This window comes from Methyloversatilis sp. XJ19-13 (assembly GCF_024580155.1).
Lineage (GTDB): Bacteria > Pseudomonadota > Gammaproteobacteria > Burkholderiales > Rhodocyclaceae > Methyloversatilis.
In genome coordinates, this window is sequence record NZ_JANINH010000004.1 from 140,973 (window position 1) to 162,912 (window position 21,940).

The 21,940-nt window shown below is 62.4% G+C and carries 21 protein-coding genes and 1 pseudogene; all 22 read left to right on the top strand.

Annotated features, from left to right (window positions below; genetic code table 11):
* Positions 1-56 precede the first annotated feature (56 nt).
* The 22 genes and pseudogenes from folP to NMQ14_RS07235 all read left to right on the top strand — a co-directional run bounded on the left by folP (position 57) and on the right by NMQ14_RS07235 (position 21,932).
* Positions 57-914 (top strand): dihydropteroate synthase, encoded by an 858-nt coding sequence (folP, locus tag NMQ14_RS07130; RefSeq protein ID WP_257094743.1) that lies wholly within the window; start codon positions 57-59, stop codon positions 912-914.
* 13 nt (positions 915-927) lie between these two features.
* Positions 928-2,283 carry a phosphoglucosamine mutase gene (gene glmM, locus NMQ14_RS07135; protein ID WP_257094745.1) on the top strand — a complete coding sequence of 452 codons (1,356 nt, stop codon included), beginning with the start codon at positions 928-930 and terminating at the stop codon, positions 2,281-2,283.
* A 193-nt stretch (positions 2,284-2,476) separates the two neighbouring features.
* Positions 2,477-3,504: pseudogene (locus NMQ14_RS07140) on the top strand (O-acetylhomoserine aminocarboxypropyltransferase/cysteine synthase family protein).
* Positions 3,505-3,617: 113 nt separating this feature from the next.
* A complete protein-coding gene (locus NMQ14_RS07145) occupies positions 3,618-4,616 on the top strand; it encodes a PstS family phosphate ABC transporter substrate-binding protein (protein ID WP_257094747.1) in 999 nt (332 codons plus the stop codon).
* A 91-nt stretch (positions 4,617-4,707) separates the two neighbouring features.
* Positions 4,708-5,664 (top strand): phosphate ABC transporter permease subunit PstC, encoded by a 957-nt coding sequence (pstC, locus tag NMQ14_RS07150; protein WP_257094749.1) that lies wholly within the window; start codon positions 4,708-4,710, stop codon positions 5,662-5,664.
* Between the two features lie 3 nt (positions 5,665-5,667).
* Positions 5,668-6,591, top strand: a complete 924-nt coding sequence (gene pstA, locus NMQ14_RS07155) for a phosphate ABC transporter permease PstA (protein ID WP_257094751.1) — start codon at positions 5,668-5,670, stop codon at positions 6,589-6,591.
* Positions 6,592-6,625: 34 nt separating this feature from the next.
* A complete protein-coding gene (pstB, locus tag NMQ14_RS07160) occupies positions 6,626-7,411 on the top strand; it encodes a phosphate ABC transporter ATP-binding protein PstB (protein WP_257094753.1) in 786 nt (261 codons plus the stop codon).
* 91 nt (positions 7,412-7,502) lie between these two features.
* The gene (tpiA, locus tag NMQ14_RS07165) at positions 7,503-8,258 is read left to right on the top strand and encodes a triose-phosphate isomerase (protein ID WP_257094755.1); all 756 of its coding nucleotides are present in this window, start codon (positions 7,503-7,505) and stop codon (positions 8,256-8,258) included.
* A gap of 9 nt (positions 8,259-8,267) precedes the next feature.
* On the top strand, positions 8,268-8,633 hold the full coding sequence (gene secG, locus NMQ14_RS07170; RefSeq protein WP_257094757.1) for a preprotein translocase subunit SecG: 366 nt from the start codon (positions 8,268-8,270) through the stop codon (positions 8,631-8,633).
* A 146-nt stretch (positions 8,634-8,779) separates the two neighbouring features.
* Complete coding sequence (locus NMQ14_RS07175; protein WP_069039991.1) at positions 8,780-9,136, top strand: NADH-quinone oxidoreductase subunit A; 357 nt, start codon at positions 8,780-8,782, stop codon at positions 9,134-9,136.
* A 51-nt stretch (positions 9,137-9,187) separates the two neighbouring features.
* Positions 9,188-9,664 carry an NADH-quinone oxidoreductase subunit B family protein gene (locus NMQ14_RS07180; protein WP_018411439.1) on the top strand — a complete coding sequence of 159 codons (477 nt, stop codon included), beginning with the start codon at positions 9,188-9,190 and terminating at the stop codon, positions 9,662-9,664.
* Positions 9,665-9,669: 5 nt separating this feature from the next.
* Entirely contained in the window at positions 9,670-10,272 is a 603-nt protein-coding gene (locus tag NMQ14_RS07185) for an NADH-quinone oxidoreductase subunit C (protein ID WP_257094759.1), read from the top strand.
* Positions 10,265-11,518 carry an NADH-quinone oxidoreductase subunit D gene (locus NMQ14_RS07190; protein ID WP_257094761.1) on the top strand — a complete coding sequence of 418 codons (1,254 nt, stop codon included), beginning with the start codon at positions 10,265-10,267 and terminating at the stop codon, positions 11,516-11,518. Before NMQ14_RS07185 ends, NMQ14_RS07190 begins: the two co-directional genes overlap by 8 nt.
* A gap of 33 nt (positions 11,519-11,551) precedes the next feature.
* On the top strand, positions 11,552-12,034 hold the full coding sequence (gene nuoE / locus NMQ14_RS07195; protein ID WP_069039993.1) for an NADH-quinone oxidoreductase subunit NuoE: 483 nt from the start codon (positions 11,552-11,554) through the stop codon (positions 12,032-12,034).
* Positions 12,031-13,365 carry an NADH-quinone oxidoreductase subunit NuoF gene (gene nuoF / locus NMQ14_RS07200; protein WP_257080806.1) on the top strand — a complete coding sequence of 445 codons (1,335 nt, stop codon included), beginning with the start codon at positions 12,031-12,033 and terminating at the stop codon, positions 13,363-13,365. Before nuoE ends, nuoF begins: the two co-directional genes overlap by 4 nt.
* Entirely contained in the window at positions 13,359-15,686 is a 2,328-nt protein-coding gene (gene nuoG / locus NMQ14_RS07205) for an NADH-quinone oxidoreductase subunit NuoG (RefSeq protein WP_257094763.1), read from the top strand. The genes nuoF and nuoG overlap by 7 nt, the downstream gene beginning before the upstream one ends.
* On the top strand, positions 15,686-16,753 hold the full coding sequence (gene nuoH, locus NMQ14_RS07210; RefSeq protein WP_257094765.1) for an NADH-quinone oxidoreductase subunit NuoH: 1,068 nt from the start codon (positions 15,686-15,688) through the stop codon (positions 16,751-16,753). The genes nuoG and nuoH overlap by 1 nt, the downstream gene beginning before the upstream one ends.
* Before the next feature lie 10 nt (positions 16,754-16,763).
* The gene (nuoI, locus tag NMQ14_RS07215) at positions 16,764-17,252 is read left to right on the top strand and encodes an NADH-quinone oxidoreductase subunit NuoI (RefSeq protein ID WP_371132733.1); all 489 of its coding nucleotides are present in this window, start codon (positions 16,764-16,766) and stop codon (positions 17,250-17,252) included.
* A 67-nt stretch (positions 17,253-17,319) separates the two neighbouring features.
* Positions 17,320-17,922 carry an NADH-quinone oxidoreductase subunit J gene (locus tag NMQ14_RS07220; protein ID WP_257080809.1) on the top strand — a complete coding sequence of 201 codons (603 nt, stop codon included), beginning with the start codon at positions 17,320-17,322 and terminating at the stop codon, positions 17,920-17,922.
* A gap of 17 nt (positions 17,923-17,939) precedes the next feature.
* Positions 17,940-18,260: an NADH-quinone oxidoreductase subunit NuoK gene (gene nuoK / locus NMQ14_RS07225; protein ID WP_069039998.1), complete on the top strand. Its 321-nt coding sequence runs from the start codon at positions 17,940-17,942 to the stop codon at positions 18,258-18,260.
* 5 nt (positions 18,261-18,265) lie between these two features.
* Entirely contained in the window at positions 18,266-20,350 is a 2,085-nt protein-coding gene (nuoL, locus tag NMQ14_RS07230) for an NADH-quinone oxidoreductase subunit L (RefSeq protein ID WP_257094767.1), read from the top strand.
* 103 nt (positions 20,351-20,453) lie between these two features.
* Positions 20,454-21,932 carry an NADH-quinone oxidoreductase subunit M gene (locus NMQ14_RS07235; RefSeq protein WP_257094769.1) on the top strand — a complete coding sequence of 493 codons (1,479 nt, stop codon included), beginning with the start codon at positions 20,454-20,456 and terminating at the stop codon, positions 21,930-21,932.
* Positions 21,933-21,940 lie beyond the last annotated feature (8 nt).

Sequence of the window (21,940 nt, forward strand, 5' to 3'; positions counted from 1 at the left end):
GCCGTGCTGCAACCCCGACCGGAGGCTGATGCCTCCGGTTTTCTTTTGTGAGCGCCATGAATACATCGTCCGCCGACAGAAATTTTCACTGCGGTGACTACCGCCTTCTGCTCGACCGCCCGTTGATCATGGGCATCATCAACGCCACACCGGATTCATTCTCGGGCGACGGCGTGGCCTTCGACCTCGAACGCGCTGTGGCGCAGGCTCAACAGTTCATCGCCGATGGCGCAGACGTGCTGGACATCGGTGGCGAATCGACCCGTCCGGGCTCCGATCCGGTCTCTGCGGAAGAAGAGCTGCGCCGCGTCGTACCGGTCATCGAAGCGCTGTCCGGCCTCGGCGTGCCGCTGTCGATCGACACCTGGAAACCGGAAGTAATGCGGGCTGCATTGGCCGCGGGCGCGTCGCTGGTCAATGACATCAACGGCCTGCGTGCTCCCGGCGCTCTGGACGTTGTCGCGGCGACCGATGCCGGCGTGTGCATCATGCACATGCAGGGCACGCCGCAAACCATGCAGGTTTCGCCGAGTTATGCCGATGTATGCCGTGAAGTGACTGATTTCCTTCTGCAAAGCGCGCGGCGGGCGCAGGATGCGGGCGTTGACCGGTCGCGGATCATGCTCGATCCGGGTTTCGGTTTCGGCAAGACCCCGGCGCACAACCTGGAATTGATCCAGGGGCTGACTGATCTGGCCGGATGCGGTTACCCGTTGCTGGTCGGTCTGTCCCGCAAGTCCGTGCTGGGGCGGCTGACCGGGCGCCCGGTGTCCGACCGGACCGCGGCGAGTATCGCGGCGGCGCTGGCTTCGGTGGCGCGTGGGGCATGGATGGTACGGGTACACGATGTGGCGGCGACGCGTGACGCGCTGGCTGTCTGGCAGGTCGCAGGGATTTTCCCCGACTGCCCTTGAGGAGACAAACAAGATGTCGAGACGTTATTTCGGTACTGATGGCGTGCGTGGCCGTGTCGGTCAGGCGCCGATCACCCCCGATTTCGTGATGCGGCTCGGCTATGCAGCCGGACGCGTGCTGGTGGCCACCGAACACCTGCCAGCCGGAGAGCATCCGGCGGTACTGATCGGCAAGGACACGCGGGTGTCGGGCTACATGCTCGAAGCCGCCCTGGAAGCAGGCTTTGCTGCAGCCGGGGTTGATACCATGCTGGCCAAGGTGGTGCCGACACCGGCCGTCGCCTATCTGACACGTGCGCTGCGCCTGCAGGCAGGCGTCGTGATCAGCGCCTCTCACAACCCGTTCGAAGATAACGGGATCAAGTTCTTCTCCGCGCGCGGCACCAAGTTGCTCGACGAGGTCGAACTGCAGATCGAGGCATTGCTCGACGAACCGATGGGCTGCATGGAGTCGTCGCGACTGGGTAAGGCGCGCCGTATCGAGGATGCACCGGGCCGTTACATCGAATTCTGCAAAAGCACCTTCCCGACCGAACTCGACCTGCGCGGGCTGAAGATCGCGGTCGACTGCGCGCATGGTGCGGCGTATTCGATCGCGCCCAAGGTATTCCACGAACTGGGTGCCGAAGTGGTTTGCGTGGGTTGCAGCCCGAACGGCATGAACATCAATGACGGCGTGGGTGCCACGGCGCCGGCATCGCTGTCCGAGGCGGTCCGCACCTACGGTGCGGACATTGGCATCGCGCTGGACGGCGACGCCGACCGCCTGATGATGTGCGACGCTTCCGGCCGCATCTACGATGGCGACGAATTGTTATACGTGATCGCCGGCCAGCGGCTGCGCGAAGGCCGCCTGAACGGTGTGGTCGGCACGCTGATGACCAATCTGGCGCTGGAGCATGCACTGCACGATATGGGTGTCGGTCTGGCACGCGCCAAGGTCGGCGACCGCTACGTGCTGGAAGCGCTGCACAAGCAGGGCTGGCGCCTGGGTGGCGAGAATTCGGGTCACATCATCGATCTCGATCGCCATACGACAGGTGACGGCATCGTCGCGGCACTGCAAGTGCTCGCGGCGCTGCGCTCGCAGGACGTGAGTCTCGATCAGGCCTGCTCCGGGCTGAAACTCTATCCACAGAAGCTCGTCAATGTGCAGCTGCGCCCGGGATTCGACTGGTCCAAGGCACCGATCATCGATCAGACGCGCATCGAAGTCGAAGGTGAACTGGCCCAGCGTGGTCGCGTGCTGCTGCGTCCGTCGGGCACCGAGCCGTTGTTGCGCGTCATGGTCGAAGGTCAGGATGCGGCGGAAGTCGGTCGGCTCGCGCTGCGACTGGCCGAAGTCGTCAAGTCCGCGATGGCTGCCTGACGGCACTGCAGTCTTCGTCAGGAAATGCCGCCTCCGCATATGCGGGACGGCATTTTCTTTTTGCTGCATCGTTTTTGTGCAAGCGGCTTGTCGCGTGTAGATTTCCGCCCTTCAAGTCAGGCAGGACACGACCATGCGTTTCGACACGCTCGCCATCCACGCAGGGTATTCGCCGGATCCGACCACCTAGGCGATGGCGGTACCGATCTATCAGACCACCCGCTACGCCTTCGACGACACCCAGCACGGGGCCGACCTGTTCGACCTCAAGGTCAAGGGCAATATTTGCACCCGGATCATGAACCCGACCAGCGACGTGCTGGAACAGTGCGTCGCCGCCCTCGAAGGCGGCATCGGCGCACTGGCGCCGGCCTGGCGGCGATCACCTACGCAATCATGCCCATCGCCAAGGCGGGCACCAACATCGTCGCTACCTCGGCGCTGTAAGGCGGTACCTATACTCTGTTCGCACACACGCTGAAGCTGATCGTCGACAACACCTTGCCGTCGCCCTGGCTGACACGGCCGCTCGAGCACAGCGCCGACCTCGTCGTGCATTCACTCACCAAGTACATGGGTGGCCACGGCACCAGCATCGGCGGCATCATCGTCGACGGCGGCCGTTTTCCGTGGACCGAGCACAAGCCGCGCTTCCGCCGGCTGAACGAGCCGGAAGTGAGCTATCACGGCGTGAACCACACCGAGGCGCTGGGGCCGGCGGCCTACATCGGCCGGGCTCGCACGGTGCCGCTGCGCGACATGGGCGCGGCGACTTCGCAGTTCAACATCTTCCTGATACTGCAGGGGCTCGAGACGCTGGGGGGTGCGCATGGACCGCCACTGCGAGAACGCGACCGTGATTGCCCGTCATCTGCAGCCGCGTCTCAAGGTACAGTGGGTCAAATACGCGGGGCTGCCGGACCATTCGAGCCACGGCCGGATACAACGCTACTTTGGCGGGGGGCAGCTCACCTTCGGCGTCAAGGGCGGTCGAGAGGCCGGGCGCGCTTCCAGGACGCGCTCAAGCTGATCACCCCGCTGGTCAATATCGGCGACGCCAGGTCGCTGGCCTGCCATCCGGCCTCGACCACCCACCGCCAGCTGTCGCCGGACGAGCTGAGGCGGGCCGGCGTGTCGGAAGACATGGTGCGCCTGTCGATCGGCGTCAAGCGCATTGACTACAACGTGGACGATCTGGAACAGGCGCTGCTGACCGTATGACGACGCTCGGTCGGGTGGTTCGATCAATTATTACACCTTCACATGTTTGTAACAAAGTCTTCATAGACTGCGCAGGTCGCATCGAAATCGATGACACCTTACGGAGACTACTGATGAACGTACGCAAGATCGCCACCCTGACCGCCGCCCTTGGCGCCCTGTTTGCATCCGGCTCGGCTCTCGCTCAGGCGCTGATCAAGATCGACGGTTCCAGCACCGTATTTCCGGTGACCGAAGCGGTTGCCGAAGAATTCATGAAGCTGAAGAAGGGCAAGGTGCAGGTGACCGTGGGGATTTCCGGCACGGGCGGCGGTTTCAAGAAGTTCTGCCGTGGCGAAACTGCGATCCAGGACGCTTCGCGCCCGATCCTCGAGAAGGAAATGGCGGACTGCAAGGCAGCAGGCATCAAGTACATCGAACTCCCGGTTGCCTTCGACGCACTGACCGTCGTGATGAACCCGAAGAACACCTTCCTGAAGCAGGCGACCGTCGAAGAACTGAAGAAGATGTGGGAGCCGGCCGCCCAGGGCAAGATCACCAAGTGGAATCAGGTCAATCCGGCTTGGCCCGATGCGCCGATGAAGCTGTTCGGCGCAGGTGCCGACTCGGGTACCTTCGACTACTTCACCGAAGCCATCGTCGGCAAGTCCAAGTCCAGCCGCGGCGATTTCACCGCGTCGGAAGACGACAACGTGCTCGTGCAGGGCGTGTCGCGCGACGTGAATGCGATCGGCTACTTCGGTTACGCGTACTACGCGGAAAACAAGGACAAGCTGAATGCGGTGCCCATCGTCAATCCGAAGACCGGCAAGGCAGTGCTGCCGTCGCTCGAAGCGGTGATTGCCGGCGAATACCAGCCTCTGTCGCGTCCGATCTTCATCTACGTGAATGCGGCTGAAGCAAGCCGACCGGAGGTGAAGGAGTTTGTCGACTATTACCTCAAGGAAAGCGCGGAGCTCGTCAAGGAAGTGAAATACGTTCCGCTGACGCCTGCTGACTACAAACATGCGCATGAAAACTTCGAAAAGCGTCGTACCGGTACGGCTTTTGGTGGTGTTGCCGAGGTGGGTGTGACGATTTCTGAACTGCTCAAGCGCGATCCCAAGGAATAAGAATCGCGCGCTGCGGCCCCGGGGCTCTCCCGGGGCTTTTTGTTGTCCAGTCGCCGCGGCTGCCAGCGGCCGATAGAATGAGCGCCCCACAATGTCCGCCAACGCCCCGCCCATGTCAGCACCTTTGTCGAGTGCGACCGATACGGTCAGCGACCGCTTGCGCAAGCGCGCATCCCGTCACGTCAAGGAAAGGCTGATTGAATTCATTCTCTTCGGCGCAGCGTCGATTTCGGTGATCACGACGATCGCCATCGTCTATGTGCTGTTCAACGAGTCACTGACCTTGTTCGAACATGTGTCGTTATGGGATTTCCTGACTGACACGCAATGGACGCCGCTGTTCGACGATGCCCACTACGGCATCATGGTGCTGCTGTCCGGCACCCTCACCAGTTCGTTTGTCGCACTGGCAGTGGCTCTGCCGCTGGGCACCATCATCGCGATCTATCTGTCCGAATTCGCATCGTTCAAGACGCGCGAAATTGCCAAGCCCTTTCTTGAGCTTCTTGGTGGCGTGCCCACCATCGTCTATGGCTATTTCGCGCTGACGGTGGTGACACCCATTCTGCAGAAGATCTACCCGGAACTGCCCGGCTTCAGCCTGCTGTCGGCGGGTCTGGTGATGGGCATCATGATCATTCCCTACGTCAGCTCACTTTCGGAGGACGCGATGCGCGCGGTTCCAATGAGCTTGCGCGAGGGCTCATACGCAATGGGGGCGACCCGTCTGCAGACCGCGCTGCGCACCGTGGTGCCGGCGGCGACATCCGGCATCGCCTCGGCCTATATCCTGGGTATTTCGCGGGCAGTCGGCGAAACGATGATCCTTGCAGTAGCTGCCGGCATGCAGCCCAATTTCACGTTGAACCCGTTGGAGCCGGGCGCGACCATCACGTCCTACATCGTGCAGGTTGCGCTGGGCGACCTGCCGCATGGCTCGATCGGATACCAGACGATCTTTGCGGCCGGCCTGACGCTGATGCTGCTGACCCTGTGCTTCAACCTGCTTGGCTATTACCTGCGCAAGCGCTTCCGTGAGGTGTACTGAGCGATGAATCAACAGGATATCCAGGTCATCCGGGCGATGATCACGCGCCACAAACGGTGGGACATGATGTTCGGCGTGCTGGGCTTGCTCGCATTGATGATCGGCGTGCTGACCTTCACCGCACTGTTTGCCGAAATGGCGATCAAGGGCGCCGAGCGCCTTGACTACGATTTCTTTACCAGCTTCCCGTCTCGCCGCGCAGGCAGCGCCGGCATCCTGACAGCCTGGGTCGGCACCATTCTGGTCATGATCGTGACAGCGATGTCCGCCGTGCCACTCGGCGTTGCCGCCGGTATCTATCTTGAGGAGTACGCGCCAAAGAACTGGGTGACCGACATCATCGAAATCAACGTGACCAACCTCGCTGGCGTGCCCTCCATCGTGTATGGCTTGCTGGCGCTGGGGTTGTTCGTCTACAAGTTCGGTTTCGGTCAGAGCGTGCTGTCGGCCGGCCTGACGCTGGGACTGCTGATCCTGCCGGTGGTCATTGTGGCGACCCGGGAATCGATCCGCGCGATTCCGCAGATGGTGCGCGAGGGCTCGTACGCCTGTGGCGCCACCACATGGCAGACGGTGAAAGACCACATCCTGCCGTACTCGAGTGCCGGCATCCTGACCGGCATCATCATCGGCATGGCCCGCGCGATCGGTGAAACCGCGCCCATCATCACGATCGGCGCGCTGACCTTTATCGCGTTCCTGCCGCCTGCGCCGATTGGTGACGTGGCGCCCTTCATCAATTTCGACTGGCTGTTTGCGCCCTTTACGGTGATGCCTATCCAGATGTTCAACTGGACATCCCGCCCGGAAGCCGCCTTTCAGGTGAATGCAGCAGCGGCCGGCTTTGTGCTCGTGCTGATGACGCTCGCCATGAATGGAACTGCAATCTGGCTGCGCTACCGTCTGCGCCGCAACATCAAGTGGTAAGTGGCTCCGCCCCCTGCATTCTGAGAGATCCGACATGAATACCGTGACCGACGCGAACATCGCCACCAAGGCCGAGGTGCAGAACCTCGATTTCCACTACGGCGCCTTTCATGCCCTGAAGGGCATCAACATGCCGGTGCATGAGAAGAAGGTGACGGCGCTGATCGGCCCGTCGGGTTGTGGCAAGTCGACGCTGCTGCGCTGCTTCAACCGCATGCACGATCTGTATCCGGGTAATCGCTACGACGGCAAGATCATTCTGTACCCGGACAACACCAATCTGCTCGACCAGGACGTCGATCCGATCGAGGTGCGCATGCGCATCAGCATGGTGTTCCAGAAGCCGAATCCCTTTCCCAAGTCGATTTATGAGAATGTCGCCTACGGTCTGCGCGTGCGGGGCGAGAAGCGCCGTTCGGTGATCGACGAGCGCGTCGAGGAAGCGCTGCGCGGCGCGGCACTGTGGGAAGAAGTCAAGAACCGCCTGAACGAGCTGGGTGCCAATCTGTCCGGCGGGCAGCAGCAGCGGCTGTGCATCGCGCGCGCGCTGGCGACCGACCCGGAAATCATCCTGTTCGATGAGCCCACATCGGCGCTGGATCCGATTGCTACCGCGAGCATCGAGGAACTGGTGACCGAACTGAAGGACAAGGTGACTATCCTCATCGTGACCCACAACATGCAGCAGGCGGCGCGTGTCAGCGACTACACCGCCTACATGTTCATGGGCGAACTGATGGAGTTCGGCCTGACCGACCAGATCTTCATCAAGCCGCAACGCAAGGAAACCGAAGACTACATCACCGGTCGATTCGGCTGACCTGCATCCGTCCGACGTGCGAACCCCGGATTTTTGCGCAGCCATGCGCTAGAATCCGGGGTTTTGCTTTTGGCAGGTGACTGTGGCGGCGATGCGAACACTGGTGGTGGGCAACTGGAAGATGCATGGGTCGAAGGCGGTGAACGCCGACCTGCTCAAGGCCTTGCGCGATGCGCCGGCCCCGGGTTTCCCGGTGGCGGTCTGCGTGCCGTTCCCCTATCTGCATCAGGCAGCTGATCTGCTTTCGGGGTCTTCTGTCGGCTGGGGTGCCCAGAACCTGAGCGAGCACGTGAAATACGGTGCTTACACAGGCGAAGTTTCGGGCGCGATGCTTGCGGATTTCGACTGTCGATACGTGCTCGTGGGCCATTCCGAACGTCGCGCGCTTTACGGTGAGAGCGATGCGCTGGTCGCGGTGAAGATAGAAGCCGCGCTGGCATCCGGTCTGGTTCCGGTTCTGTGCGTGGGTGAAACACTGGACGAACGCGAACGTGCCGTGACCGAGTCCGTGGTCGAGCGGCAGCTGACGGCGGTGCATCAGCGCATCGGAAGCGAGGCCCTGGCGCGCTGCGTGATTGCCTATGAACCCGTGTGGGCCATCGGCACCGGCGTGACCGCCACGCCGGCGCAGGCACAGGCGGTGCACGCCTTCATTCGTGCGCGCCTCGAAGCACTGTGCGGTGCGGCGGTCGCGGCGCGCATATCGATTCTTTATGGCGGCAGTGTCAAGCCGCAAAACGCAGCCGAACTTTTCAGCCAGCCTGACATTGACGGCGGTCTTATTGGCGGCGCGGCGCTGGTGGCGGGGGACTTCCTCGCCATCGTTGCGGCTGCTGCTGCATCCTGAGGTGATTTGATGGGCATCGTTTTTTCAGTCGTACTTTCGATCCACGTTCTGGTCGGAATTGCCGTGATCGTTCTTGTGCTGCTGCAGCATGGCAAGGGCGCCGACATGGGCGCCGCGTTCGGCGGTGGTGCATCGGGCAGCCTGTTCGGCTCGTCGGGTTCGGCCAACTTCCTCAGTCGCGCCACCGGCGCGCTCGCTGCCGTGTTCTTCTGCACCAGTCTCGCGCTGAGCTACATCGCGACCAATCAGCCGCGCTCCGGCGCGAGTTCGGTCATCGACGCAGCCAAGAGTGTGACGGTGCCTGCCGTGCCGGCTGCGCCTCAGGCCCCGGAAGTGCAGAATCCCGATTCGAAGGCTGCCGATATCCCCAAGTAGGTTTCGGCTGATGTGAAACGCGCTATACTCCGCGCGTTTCACGCTGCAGTGCAACGTGATGCAGGGTCCATCCGGCCCTGCATCGATGTCGGCCCCGGACTACTCACCGTGTCGCCGGAACAGTTTTTACGCATGAACAACCCGTCATGTTGATCGAATATTTCCCGGTCCTGCTGTTCATCCTGATCGGTGTCGCCTTCGGTTTCGTGCCGATGCTCGCCGGCAAGCTCGTCGGACCCAGTCGTCCCGACCCCGAAAAGTTATCTCCCTACGAATGTGGCTTCGAGGCGTTCGAAGATACGCGGATGAAGTTCGACGTCCGCTATTACCTCGTGGCCATCCTGTTCATCCTGTTCGACCTTGAAATCGCCTTCCTCTTCCCGTGGGCCATCGTGCTCGAAGAGATCGGCATGTTCGGTTTCGTGGCGATGATGATCTTCCTCGGCATCCTCGTTGTGGGGTTTGTCTATGAATGGAAGAAGGGCGCACTAGACTGGGAATGAAGGCGCTGGCTGTTCCCCCGGTACTTGCAGTTTTTTTCGACGGATTGAGCGATGAGCATTGAAGGTGTACTGCAGGAAGGCTTCGTCACGACGCAGCTGGACAAGCTGATCAACTGGACGCGCACAGGATCGCTGTGGCCGATGACCTTCGGCCTGGCCTGTTGTGCCGTCGAGATGATGCAGGCCGGTGCGTCGCGCTATGACCTTGATCGCTTCGGCATCGTGTTCCGTCCCAGCCCGCGCCAGTCCGATCTGATGATCGTCGCCGGCACGCTGTGCAACAAGATGGCACCAGCGCTGCGCCGTGTTTATGACCAGATGCCCGAGCCGCGCTGGGTGCTGTCGATGGGGTCATGTGCCAACGGCGGCGGTTACTACCATTATTCCTATTCCGTGGTGCGCGGCTGTGATCGCATCGTGCCGGTGGATGTCTATGTGCCGGGCTGTCCTCCGACAGCCGAGGCGTTGATTTACGGTCTGGTGCAACTGCAGAACAAGATTCGCCGCACCAGCACGATCGCGCGTTGAACATCATGAGCTCACGGCTTGAATCCCTGCGCGAGTCATTGCTCGCGCAGTTCGGCGAACGCCTCCGGACAACGACGTCCGCGCTCGGCGAACTGACCCTGGAAGTCGGTTCGGCCGACTATCACGATATGGCGCTCGCGCTGCGCGACAACGCGGACGTGCCGTTCGAACAACTGATCGACCTGTGCGGCATCGACTATTCGACGCATGCGACACGCTCGTCCGGTGCGCGCTACGCTGTGGTGTGCCACCTGATGTCGGTTGCGTCCAACCTGCGTCTTCGTCTGCGCGTGCTGATCCAGGACGACGATTTCCCGGTCATCGCGTCGGTGAACGACGTCTGGCCCGCCGCCAACTGGTTCGAGCGTGAGGCGTTCGACCTGTTCGGCATCATGTTCACCGGCCACGGCGACCTGCGCCGTCTGCTGACCGACTACGGATTCGTCGGCCATCCGTTCCGCAAGGATTTCCCGATTTCCGGTCACGTCGAAATGCGCTACGACCCGGACCAGAAGCGCGTCATCTATCAGCCGGTCAGCATCGCACCGCGCGAAGTCACGCCGCGCGTCGTGCGCGAAGAGAATTACGGGGACGTCGGTCATGGCTGAAATCCGCAACTACACGATGAACTTCGGGCCCCAGCATCCGGCGGCCCACGGTGTGCTGCGTCTGGTGCTCGAACTCGACGGCGAAGTTGTCCAGCGCGCGGATCCGCACATCGGCCTGTTGCATCGCGGCACCGAAAAGCTGGCCGAGACACGCACCTGGATCCAGAGCGTGCCGTACATGGACCGGCTCGACTACGTGTCGATGATGTGCAACGAGCACGCCTACTGCATGGCGATCGAGAAGTTGCTGCAGCTCGAGGTGCCGGAACGTGCGCAGTACATCCGCGTCATGTTCGACGAAATCACGCGCATCCTGAACCACCTGTTGTGGCTGGGCGCGCACGCGCTCGACGTCGGCGCGATGACGGTGTTCCTGTATGCCTTCCGCGAACGCGAAGACCTGATGGACGCGTACGAGGCCGTGTCCGGCGCGCGTCTGCATGCCGCCTACTACCGTCCGGGCGGCGTCTATCGCGATCTGCCCGATTCGATGCCGAAGTACGAGCTGAACAAGTTCAAGAATGCAGATGCCATCAAGCGGCTGAACGAGAACCGCAGCGGTTCGATGCTCGACTTCCTGCAGGATTTCACCGACCGCTTCCCGCGTTACGTCGATGAGTACGAAACGCTGCTCACCGACAACCGCATCTGGAAGCAGCGCCTGGTCGACATCGGCATCGTGACGCCGGAGCGCGCCAAGGCGCTTGGCTTCACCGGCCCGATGCTGCGTGGTTCGGGCATCGCCTGGGATCTGCGCAAGAAGCAGCCGTATGAAGTGTATGACCGCATGGATTTCGACATCCCGATCGGCACCAATGGCGACAGCTACGACCGCTATCTGGTGCGCATCGAGGAAATGCGCCAGTCCAACCGCATCATCCGTCAGTGCATCGACTGGCTGCGCGTCAATCCCGGCCCGGTCATCACCGACAACCACAAGGTGGCGCCGCCGTCGCGTGAAGCGATGAAGGGCAATATGGAAGAGCTGATCCACCACTTCAAGCTGTTCACCGAAGGCATCCATGTGCCGGAAGGCGAATGCTATGCGGCGGTGGAGCACCCCAAGGGCGAGTTCGGCATCTATGCGGTGTCCGACGGCGCGAACAAGCCCTACCGGCTGAAGATTCGCGCCCCCGGCTTCGCGCATCTGGCCGCGATGGATGAAATGTCGCGCGGCCACATGATTTCCGACGTGGTCGCCATCATCGGCACGATGGACATCGTGTTCGGCGAGATTGACCGGTAAGAGATCGATGAGTGATCGATGAGCATGGACAGAATGACTTTCACGCTGACTGAAGCGTCGTGCGCGGCGATCGACCGCGAAGTCGCGAAGTATCCCGAAGGCCAGGCCATTTCGGCCGTCATGGCCGGCCTGCGCATTGCGCAGGAACAGAATGGCTGGCTGTCGCCGGACGCGATCGAAGCGGTGGCGCAGCACCTGCGCATTCCGCCGATGGCGGCGATGGAGGTGGCGACCTTCTACAACATGTACGACGTGAAGCCGGTCGGCCGCTGGAAGGTCACCGTCTGCACCAATCTGCCCTGTGCGCTGTCGGGCGGCGAGCAGGCGGCTGAATACGTGAAGGAAAAGCTCGGCATCGGCTTCAACGAAACCACGCCCGACGGCCGTTTCACGCTGAAGGAAGGCGAGTGCATGGGCGTCTGTGGTGACGCGCCGGCCATCATCGTCAACAACACGCGCCTGTGCAGCTGGATGACCCGCGAACGCATCGACGCCCTGCTGGACGAACTCAAATGAATGCCGCGACCGAACTGCCCGTGATCCTGCTTGCAGGACTGGATGGCGACCGCACCTGGGGTCTGGCCGACTACGTGAAGCGCGGCGGTTACGCCGCCCTGCGCAAGATCCTCGAAACCGGCATGACGCAGGAACAGGTCATCGCCGAGGTGAAGAAGTCCGACCTGCGCGGCCGCGGCGGTGCGGGTTTTCCGACCGGCCTGAAGTGGAGCTTCATGCCGCGCCAGTTCCCGATGGACAAATACGTCGTGTGCAATTCCGACGAAGGCGAACCGGGCACGTTCAAGGACCGCGACCTGCTGCGCTACAACCCGCACATGGTCATCGAAGGCATGATCATCGCCGGTTTCGCGATGGGTTGCAGCCGCGGCTACAACTACATCCACGGCGAAGTGTGGACCTTGTACACCCGCTTCGAGGAGGCGCTCGCCGAAGCGCGCGCCGCAGGTTTCCTCGGCAGGAACATCATGGGCAAGGGCTTCGATTTCGAGCTGTTCGCCCACCATGGCTGGGGTGCTTACATCTGCGGCGAAGAAACCGCATTGCTCGAATCGATCGAAGGCAAGAAGGGCCAGCCGCGCTTCAAGCCGCCGTTCCCGGCCAGTCACGGCCTGTACGGCAAGCCGACGACGATCAACAACACCGAAACCTTCGCGGCCATCCCGTGGATCATCGCCAACGGCGGCGAACAGTTCCTCGCGCTGGGCAAGCCGAACAACGGCGGCACCAAGATATTCTCGGTGTCCGGTCACGTCAATCGTCCGGGCGTGTATGAAATTCCGCTCGGTACGCCGTTCGCCACATTGCTCGACATGTGCGGCGGCATGCGCGGCGGGCGCAAGCTCAAGGCGGTCATTCCGGGTGGCTCGTCGGCACCGGTGCTGCCGGCCGATGTCATGATGGACTGCACGATGGACTACGACGCCATCGCCAAGGCCGGCTCGATGCTGGGTTCAGGCGCGGTCATCGTGATCGACGAAAGCGCCTGCATGGTGAAGTCGCTCGAGCGCCTGTCCTATTTCTATCACGAGGAATCGTGCGGCCAATGCACGCCGTGCCGCGAAGGTACCGGCTGGCTGTACCGCATGGTGCATCGCATCGAGCACGGTCAGGGCCGTCCGGACGACCTCGATGTACTCGACAACGTCGCCACCAATATCGCCGGCCGCACCATCTGTGCGCTGGGCGACGCGGCGGCGCTGCCGGTCAAGAGCTTCATCAAGCACTTCCGCTCCGAGTTCGAATATCACATCGAACACAAGCGCTGCCTCGTCCCGGTCGACGTGCAGCGCGAAGGCAGCCGTATCTACGTGGACCACGCAGCATGCTAGAGATCGAAATCGACGGCCAGAAGCTGGAAGTGCCGGACGGCAGCACGGTGATGGACGCCGCCAACCGTCTGGGTGTGCACATTCCGCACTTCTGCTATCACAAGAAACTGTCCATCGCGGCCAATTGCCGCATGTGTCTGGTGCAGGTCGAACGCGCGCCCAAGCCGCTGCCGGCGTGTGCCACGCCGGTCACCAATGGCATGAAGGTGCAGACGCACTCGGATCAGGCCATCACTGCGCAGAAGGGCGTGATGGAATTCCTGCTGATCAACCACCCGCTCGATTGCCCGATCTGCGATCAGGGCGGCGAGTGCCAGCTGCAGGATCTGGCGGTCGGCTACGGTGCCTCGGCATCGCGCTATCAGGAAGAAAAGCGCGTCGTGTTCAACAAGAACCTCGGCCCGCTCATTTCGACCGACATGACGCGCTGCATCCACTGCACGCGCTGCGTCCGTTTCGGTCAGGAAATCGCCGGTGTCATGGAACTGGGCATGGCGAACCGCGGCGAGCATTCGGAAATCATGGCCTTCGTCGGCCACACTGTCGATTCCGAACTGTCCGGCAACATGATCGACCTGTGCCCGGTCGGTGCGCTAACCTCCAAGCCGTTCCGCTACTCGGCCCGTACCTGGGAACTGTCCCGTCGCAAGACCGTGAGTCCGCATGACAGCCTCGGCACCAATCTGGTGGTGCAGGTCAAGCATGACCAGGTCATGCGCGTGCTGCCGCTGGAAAACGAAGAGGTCAACGAGTGCTGGATTTCCGATCGCGACCGCTTTTCGTATGAGGCGCTGAACGGCGACCAGCGTCTGACCAAGCCGATGATCAAGCAGGACGGTCAGTGGCTTGAAGTCGACTGGCAAACCGCGCTCGAATACGTCGCCAACGGGCTGCGCCGCGTGGCGCGCGACCATGGCGCCGGCAAGATCGGCGTGCTGGCCGCACCGTACTCGACCACCGAAGAACTGTATCTCGCCGGCCAGCTGGCACGCCGGCTGGGAGGCAATATCGATCACCGCCTGCGTCAGAGTGATTTTTCACTCGACGGCAAGCTGTCCGGTGCACCGTGGCTGGGCATGAAGATCGCGGACGTGTCGAAGCTCGACGCGGCCCTGGTGGTCGGCAGCTTCCTGCGCAAGGACCATCCGCTGATCGCCCAGCGTCTGCGTCAGGCCGCGCGCCACGGCACCAGGGTCAGTGCGCTGGGTGTCGATGGCAGCGACTGGCTGATGACATTGCACGAACGCATCACCGTTGCGCCGGCTGCGATGGCGGCCGAACTGGCCGCGCTGGTACGCGCCGCAGCGCAGATCCGCAGCGTTGCCGTACCCGCAGGCGTCGACGCCGGCCCGGTGACGGATGCCGGGCTGCGCATTGCGCAAAGCCTCATTGATGAAGGCGAGGGCGGTCGCGCGATCTTCCTCGGCTCGGTCGTGCAGCAGGCGGGCAATGCCGCCGCGCTGCATGCACTGGCGCAGGCACTGGCCGACATCACCGGCGCACGGTTCGGCTATCTGGTCGAAGCGGCCAACAGCGTCGGCGCCCAGGTGGTGGGCGCGCAATCGGGCCTGAATGCGCGCGACATGCTCGCGGCCGGTCTGCACGCCGTGGTGCTGCTCAATACCGAACCGGAGGTGGATTCCGCGAATCCGCCCGCCGCACTTGCAGCGCTGAAGGCAGCCGATACGGTCATCGTGATGTCGCCGTTCAAGACGGGTCTGGATTACGCCGACTGCCTGCTGCCGATATCGCCCTTTACCGAAACGTCCGGCACCTACGTGAGCTGCGAAGGCCGCATCCAGAGCTTCCATGCCGTCGTGCGCCCCAAGGGTGACACGCGGCCGGCGTGGAAGGTGCTGCGTGTGCTGGGCAGCCTGCTTGAATTGCCGGGCTTCGATTTCGATACGTCGGAAGCCGTGCGTGACAAGGCGCTGTCCGGTGCAAGCGGCTGGCTGCCCGATGCGGCATTGGGCAATGTGGCGACCGGCGTCAGTCTGGCGAGCACCGCTTCGCCCGACGGGCTGCAGCGCGTTGCCGACTTTCCGATCTACCGCAATGACGCCACGGTGCGTCGCGCGCCGGCGCTTGCTGCAGCGCGTGACTCGGCGGCGCCGGTTGCCCGCATGCACAGCGCAACGGCTGCACAGTTCGGTCTGGCGGCCGGCAAGCGGGTGCGCCTGCGCGGAGCGGCGTCGTCCTGCGAACTGGATCTGGCACTCGATGACACGGTGCCGGCCGATTGTGTCCGTGTGGCGGCCGGCTGGCCGCAGACGGCAACACTGGGCAGCCTGACGGGCACCCTGACAGCGGAGGCGGTGTAATGGATGCGCTGCTGCAACCCGTGCAGGAACTGCTCGGCGCCGCCTGGCTGCCGGTATGGACCGTGGTCAAGATCTTCGCGATTATCCTGCCACTGCTCGGCTGCGTCGCCTACCTGACGCTGGCCGAGCGCAAGATCATCGGCTGGATGCAGGTGCGCAATGGCCCGAACCGCGTCACCTTCTTCGGCATCAAGTTTCTCGGAGGTCTGGCGCAGCCGATCGCCGACGGCCTGAAGCTGCTGTTCAAGGAAATCGTGCTGCCGTCGGCATCAAGCAAGATGCTGTTCGTGCTGGCACCGGTGCTCGCCCTCGCGCCTTCGCTGGCTGCGTGGGCGGTGATTCCGTTCAGCGAAGGTCTGGTGCTGGCCGACATCAACGCCGGCCTGCTGTACATCATGGCCATCACGTCGATGGGCGTGTACGGCGTCATCATCGCCGGCTGGGCGTCGAATTCGAAGTACGCCTTCCTCGGCAGCCTGCGTTCCGCCGCGCAGATCGTCAGCTACGAAATCGCGATGGGCTTCGCGCTGGTGACCGTGCTGATGGTGTCGCAGAGCCTGAACCTGTCCGACATCGTGCGCGGGCAGGGTGAGGGCATGTTCGCCGACATGGGTGTCGGCGTGCTGTCGTGGAACTGGCTGCCGCTGCTGCCGATGTTCGTCGTCTACTTCATTGCCGGCGTGGCGGAAACGAATCGTTCGCCGTTCGACGTCGTCGAAGGCGAGTCGGAAATCGTCGCTGGTCACATGATCGAGTACTCGGGCATGGCGTTCGCGCTGTTCTTCCTGGCCGAATACGCGAACATGATCCTGATCGCCTGCCTCACGTCGATCATGTTCCTGGGTGGCTGGCTGTCGCCGGTGGGCTTCCTGCCCGACGGCATCTTGTGGCTTGCCGCCAAGACTTCGCTTTGCCTGTTCTTCTTCCTGTGGCTGCGCGCGACCTTTCCGCGCTATCGCTACGACCAGATCATGCGTCTGGGCTGGAAGGTGTTCATTCCCGTCACCATCGTGTGGCTCGTGTTCATCGGCGGCTGGATGATGTCTCCGCTGTCGATCTGGAAGTGAAGGACGCGTCATGGGATCGATGAAAGACATGTTTGGCGGTCTGATGCTGACCGAACTGCTGAAAGGCATGGCGCTGACCGGCCGGCACCTGTTCGCACGCAAGATCACCATCCAGTTTCCGGAAGAGAAGACGCCGCAGTCGCCGCGTTTCCGCGGCCTGCATGCGCTGCGCCGCTACCCGAACGGTGAAGAGCGCTGCATCGCGTGCAAGCTGTGCGAGGCGGTGTGCCCGGCAATGGCCATCACGATCGAATCCGACCAGCGCGACGACGGCACGCGCCGGACCACGCGTTACGACATCGACCTGACCAAGTGCATCTTCTGCGGTTTCTGCGAAGAAGCCTGTCCGGTCGACGCCATCGTCGAAACGCGTGTGCTCGAGTACCACGGCGAAAAGCGTGGCGACCTGTACTACACCAAGCAGATGCTGCTCGCGGTCGGTGACCGTTACGAAGGCCAGATCGCCAGCGACAGGGAAGCGGACTCGAAATACCGCTGACGGGTGCCGGTCCGCGCGGTGCGTGGGCGGTACTTCAGGGAACGGACAAGAACGACATATATAGATGATGGATTTCCATACCGCAGTCTTCTACTTTCTCGCCACGATTCTGGTGCTGGCGTCGCTGCGCGTGATCACCGCGCGCAACCCGGTGCACGCGGCGCTCTATCTCGTGCTGGCCTTCTTCACGGCGGGTGGCGTGTGGATGCTGCTGCGCGCCGAGTTTCTCGCCATCGCGCTGGTGCTGGTCTATGTCGGGGCGGTGATGGTGCTGTTCCTGTTCGTCGTGATGATGCTGGACATCAACATCGAACGTCTGCGCGAAGGTTTCTGGGCGAATCTGGTGCCAGGTCTGATCGTGGCCGGCCTGATGCTTGCCGAAATGGTGGCCGTGCTCGGTGCGCGCTACTTCTCGGCGGCCGGTGCGCCGGCGCCGGAAGCGCCGGGAGCCGACTACAGCAACACCAAGGAACTGGGCCGCCTGATCTACACCGAGTACGTGTATCCGTTCGAGCTGGCGGCAGTCATCCTGCTGGTGGCCATCATCGCCGCCATCGCGCTGACAATGCGCAAGCGCAAGGACACCAAGTTCCAGGACCCGGCGAAGCAGATTGCGGTGCGTCGCGAAGACCGCATACGTCTGGTGTCGATGCCGGCCGAAAAAGACTGAGACAAGAAGCGCACGACATGACATCACTGCTCTCCCTATCGCTGTCCCACTTCCTCGTGCTGGGCGCGCTGCTGTTCGCGATCAGCGTCGTCGGCATCTTCCTGAACCGGAAAAACCTCATTGTGCTGCTGATGGCGATCGAACTGATGCTGCTGGCGGTGAACATGAATTTCGTCGCCTTCTCGCATTACCTGGGCGACCCGTCCGGCCAGATCTTCGTTTTCTTCATCCTCACCGTAGCCGCCGCGGAATCCGCGATCGGGCTGGCCATCCTCGTGGTGCTGTTCCGCAACCTGAACACCATCCACGTCGATGATCTCGACAGCCTGAAAGGTTGAGCGACATGACCTCGATGCAAAAGCTCTATCTGCTCGTCCCGCTGGCACCGCTGATCGGCGCGATCATCGCCGGCCTGTTCTGCCGTGTCATACCGCGCTGGGTGGCGCACAGCGTCACCATCCTCGGCGTCGCCGTGTCGCTGGTGGCGTCGTGGGTGATCTTCCAGGACGTGCAGGCCGGCAACAGCTTCAACGGAGCGCTCTACACCTGGGCGACCAGCGGCAGCCTGACGATGGAAATCGGTTTCCAGATCGACAAGCTCACCGTGATGATGATGCTGGTCGTCAATTTCGTGTCGCTGATGGTGCACCTCTACACCATCGGCTACATGGCGGAAGACCCCGGTTACAACCGTTTCTTCTCCTACATTTCGCTGTTCACCTTCTCGATGCTGATGCTCGTCATGAGCAACAACTTCGTGCAGCTGTTCTTCGGCTGGGAAGCGGTCGGTCTGGTGTCCTACCTGCTGATCGGTTTCTGGTTCAAGCGCCCGACCGCGATCTACGCCAACCTGAAGGCCTTCCTGGTGAACCGCGTCGGCGACTTCGGTTTCCTGCTGGGCATCGGCCTGATCGCCGCCTACGCCGGCACGCTCAACTACGCCGAAGTGTTCGCCAAGCGCGAGGAACTGGTTGCCATGACGGTGGCCGGCACCGACTGGCCGCTGCTGACCGCCGTGTGCATCTGCCTGTTCATCGGCGCGATGGGCAAGTCGGCCCAGGTGCCTCTGCACGTCTGGCTGCCGGATTCGATGGAAGGCCCGACGCCGATTTCGGCGCTGATCCACGCCGCGACGATGGTGACGGCCGGCATCTTCATGGTGACCCGCATGTCGCCGCTGTTCGAGCTGTCCGAAACCGCACTGTCCTTCGTGCTGGTGATCGGCGCGACGACGGCGCTCTTCATGGGCTTCCTCGGCATCATCCAGAACGACATCAAGCGCGTCGTCGCCTACTCGACGCTGTCACAGCTCGGCTACATGACGGTGGCGCTCGGCGTGTCGGCCTACTCGGCGGCGGTGTTTCACCTGATGACGCACGCCTTCTTCAAGGCGCTGCTGTTCCTCGGCGCCGGCTCGGTCATCATGGGCATGCACCACGACCAGGACATGCGCAACATGGGTGGCCTGTGGAAATACATGCCGATCACCTGGTTCACGTCGCTGCTCGGTTCGCTCGCGCTGATTGGCGTGCCCTTCCTGTCCGGCTTCTACTCGAAGGATTCGATCATCGAGGCGGTGCATTTCTCGACCATCCCCGGCGCGGGCTACGCCTACTTCTGCGTTGTCGCCGGTGTGTTCGTGACCGCCTTCTATTCGTTCCGGATGTACTTCCGCGTGTTCCACGGCCCGGAGAACTTCGGCAAGGCGCACCACGAGCATCACGATGCGCCCGCACACGACGCGAAGGCGGCTCTCGCCGCACACGATGATCACGCCCATGCGGCTCACGGTGACGATCACGCGGTGCACGACGACCACGCCGACGAACACCACGGACTGGCACCGGGCGAAAAGCCGCACGAGTCCCCCTGGGTGGTCTGGCTGCCGCTGGTGCTGCTGGCGATTCCGTCGGTCGGCATCGGTTTCTGGACGGTGCAGCCCATGCTTTTCGGCGACTGGTTCTCCGGTGTCGTCGAAGTGCTGCCGCAGCACGACACGCTGGCCGAACTCGGACACCACTTCACCACGGCAACCGGCATGGCACTGCATGGCGTGACTGCGCTGCCGTTCTGGCTGGCATTGGGAGGCGTAGTGCTGGCCTGGGTCATGTACATCGCGATGCCGTCGCTGCCGGGCCGCGTCGCACCGATCTTCCGCCCGATCAACACGCTGCTCGAAAACAAGTACTACTTCGACAAGTTCAACGAGGTGGTGTTTGCCGGTGGCGCGCGTGCGCTCGGTCGCGGCCTGTGGTCGGCCGGTGATCGCGCAGTGATCGACGGCGTGCTGGTCAATGGCTCCGCTTCGGCCGTCGGCGCCTTTGCGCGAATGGCGCGCGGCATCCAGACCGGTTACATCTACCGCTACGCTTTTGCAATGGTGATCGGCGTCTGCCTGTTGCTGCTGTGGAGGCTGGGCTTCAAGTGATGGGGTGCGGGCGGCGCAGCTGCCGCCTGCAGCGTGTGATTCAAGGGAGTGCTTCTGCACAGCGGGCCGGACCGATCGTTGAGCAAGCCAGACAAATAAAGAAATGACCGATATTCCCCTTCTCAGTCTCGCCATATGGTTGCCGATTGCCGGCGGCCTGCTGGTGCTGGCCAGCGGCGATGGCCGCAATGTCGCGTTCTCGAAGCTGATCGCGCTCGTGACCGCGATCTTCGGCTTCCTGATCACGATTCCGCTCTACACCGGCTTCGATCCGTCGAGTGCGTCGATGCAGTTCGTCGAACTGATGCCGTGGGTGCGCGACTACAACATCAACTACCACCTCGGCGTCGACGGTATTTCGATGCCCTTCGTCATCCTGAACAGCTTCATCACGCTGCTGGTGATCATGGCGGGCTGGCAGGTGATCGAAACCAAGGTGTCGCAGTACAACGCGGCCTTCCTGATCATGTCGGGTCTGCTGAACGGCATCTTCTCCTCGCTCGACGGCATCCTGTTCTACGTCTTCTTCGAGTCGTCGCTGATTCCGCTCTATCTGGTGATCGGTATCTGGGGCGGCAAGAACCGCGTCTACGCCGCGTTCAAGTTCTTCCTCTACACGTTGCTCGGCTCGCTGCTGATGTTGATCGCGCTGCTCTACCTGTTCCACAAGAGCGGCAGTTTCGCCATCCTCGACTGGCACCGCGAGCCGCTGGCGATGGCGGCGCAGTCGCTGATCTTCTGGGCCTTCTTCGCGAGCTTTGCGGTGAAGGTGCCGATGTGGCCGGTGCATACCTGGCTGCCGGACGCCCACGTCGAAGCACCGACCGGCGGTTCGGCGGTGCTGGCGGCAATCGGCCTGAAGCTCGGTGCCTATGGTTTCCTCCGGTTTTCGCTGCCGATCGTGCCGGATGCCGCGACACACTTTGCGCCCGTCGTCATCGGCCTGTCGCTGATCGCGGTGATCTACATCGGCCTGGTCGCGCTGGCGCAGACCGACATGAAGAAGCTCGTCGCGTATTCATCGATTTCGCACATGGGTTTCGTCACCCTCGGCTTCTTCATCTTCAATCCGCTCGGTATCGAAGGCGCGTTGGTGCAGATGATTTCGCACGGCTTCGTGTCGGCTGCGATGTTCCTGTGCATCGGCGTCCTGTACGACCGCATGCACACCCGCAACATCGGTGACTACGGCGGCGTGGTGAACACCATGCCGAAGTTTGCGGCCTTCTTCCTGCTGTTCGCGATGGCCAACGCCGGACTGCCGGCGACGTCCGGTTTCGTCGGCGAATTCATGGTGGTGCTCGGCGCACTGCAGTTCAACTTCTGGACCGGCTTCGCCGCTGCGACCACGCTGATCCTCGGCGCGGCCTACACGCTGTGGATGTACAAGCGCGTCATTTTCGGCGCGGTCGCCAATAGCCATGTTGCCGAACTGAAAGACATCAACGCCCGCGAAATGCTGATCCTCGGCGTTCTTGCCGCATGCACCCTGGCCATGGGCATCTGGCCGCAACCGGTGACTGAAATCATGCACGCGACCGTGAACCAGCTGCTGGGACACGTTGCCGTTGGCAAGCTCTGACGGACACA

Excerpts from the sequence above, each read along its gene's own strand:
- folP (WP_257094743.1), top strand. The coding sequence starts at position 57 with ATGAATACATCGTCCGCCGACAGAAATTTTCACTGCGGTGACTACCGC.
- glmM (WP_257094745.1), top strand. The coding sequence starts at position 928 with ATGTCGAGACGTTATTTCGGTACTGATGGCGTGCGTGGCCGTGTCGGT.
- NMQ14_RS07145 (WP_257094747.1), top strand. The coding sequence starts at position 3,618 with ATGAACGTACGCAAGATCGCCACCCTGACCGCCGCCCTTGGCGCCCTG.
- pstC (WP_257094749.1), top strand. The coding sequence starts at position 4,708 with ATGTCCGCCAACGCCCCGCCCATGTCAGCACCTTTGTCGAGTGCGACC.
- pstA (WP_257094751.1), top strand. The coding sequence starts at position 5,668 with ATGAATCAACAGGATATCCAGGTCATCCGGGCGATGATCACGCGCCAC.
- pstB (WP_257094753.1), top strand. The coding sequence starts at position 6,626 with ATGAATACCGTGACCGACGCGAACATCGCCACCAAGGCCGAGGTGCAG.
- tpiA (WP_257094755.1), top strand. The coding sequence starts at position 7,503 with ATGCGAACACTGGTGGTGGGCAACTGGAAGATGCATGGGTCGAAGGCG.
- secG (WP_257094757.1), top strand. The coding sequence starts at position 8,268 with ATGGGCATCGTTTTTTCAGTCGTACTTTCGATCCACGTTCTGGTCGGA.
- NMQ14_RS07175 (WP_069039991.1), top strand. The coding sequence starts at position 8,780 with ATGTTGATCGAATATTTCCCGGTCCTGCTGTTCATCCTGATCGGTGTC.
- NMQ14_RS07180 (WP_018411439.1), top strand. The coding sequence starts at position 9,188 with ATGAGCATTGAAGGTGTACTGCAGGAAGGCTTCGTCACGACGCAGCTG.
- NMQ14_RS07185 (WP_257094759.1), top strand. The coding sequence starts at position 9,670 with ATGAGCTCACGGCTTGAATCCCTGCGCGAGTCATTGCTCGCGCAGTTC.
- NMQ14_RS07190 (WP_257094761.1), top strand. The coding sequence starts at position 10,265 with ATGGCTGAAATCCGCAACTACACGATGAACTTCGGGCCCCAGCATCCG.
- nuoE (WP_069039993.1), top strand. The coding sequence starts at position 11,552 with ATGACTTTCACGCTGACTGAAGCGTCGTGCGCGGCGATCGACCGCGAA.
- nuoF (WP_257080806.1), top strand. The coding sequence starts at position 12,031 with ATGAATGCCGCGACCGAACTGCCCGTGATCCTGCTTGCAGGACTGGAT.
- nuoG (WP_257094763.1), top strand. The coding sequence starts at position 13,359 with ATGCTAGAGATCGAAATCGACGGCCAGAAGCTGGAAGTGCCGGACGGC.
- nuoH (WP_257094765.1), top strand. The coding sequence starts at position 15,686 with ATGGATGCGCTGCTGCAACCCGTGCAGGAACTGCTCGGCGCCGCCTGG.
- nuoI (WP_371132733.1), top strand. The coding sequence starts at position 16,764 with ATGGGATCGATGAAAGACATGTTTGGCGGTCTGATGCTGACCGAACTG.
- NMQ14_RS07220 (WP_257080809.1), top strand. The coding sequence starts at position 17,320 with ATGGATTTCCATACCGCAGTCTTCTACTTTCTCGCCACGATTCTGGTG.
- nuoK (WP_069039998.1), top strand. The coding sequence starts at position 17,940 with ATGACATCACTGCTCTCCCTATCGCTGTCCCACTTCCTCGTGCTGGGC.
- nuoL (WP_257094767.1), top strand. The coding sequence starts at position 18,266 with ATGACCTCGATGCAAAAGCTCTATCTGCTCGTCCCGCTGGCACCGCTG.
- NMQ14_RS07235 (WP_257094769.1), top strand. The coding sequence starts at position 20,454 with ATGACCGATATTCCCCTTCTCAGTCTCGCCATATGGTTGCCGATTGCC.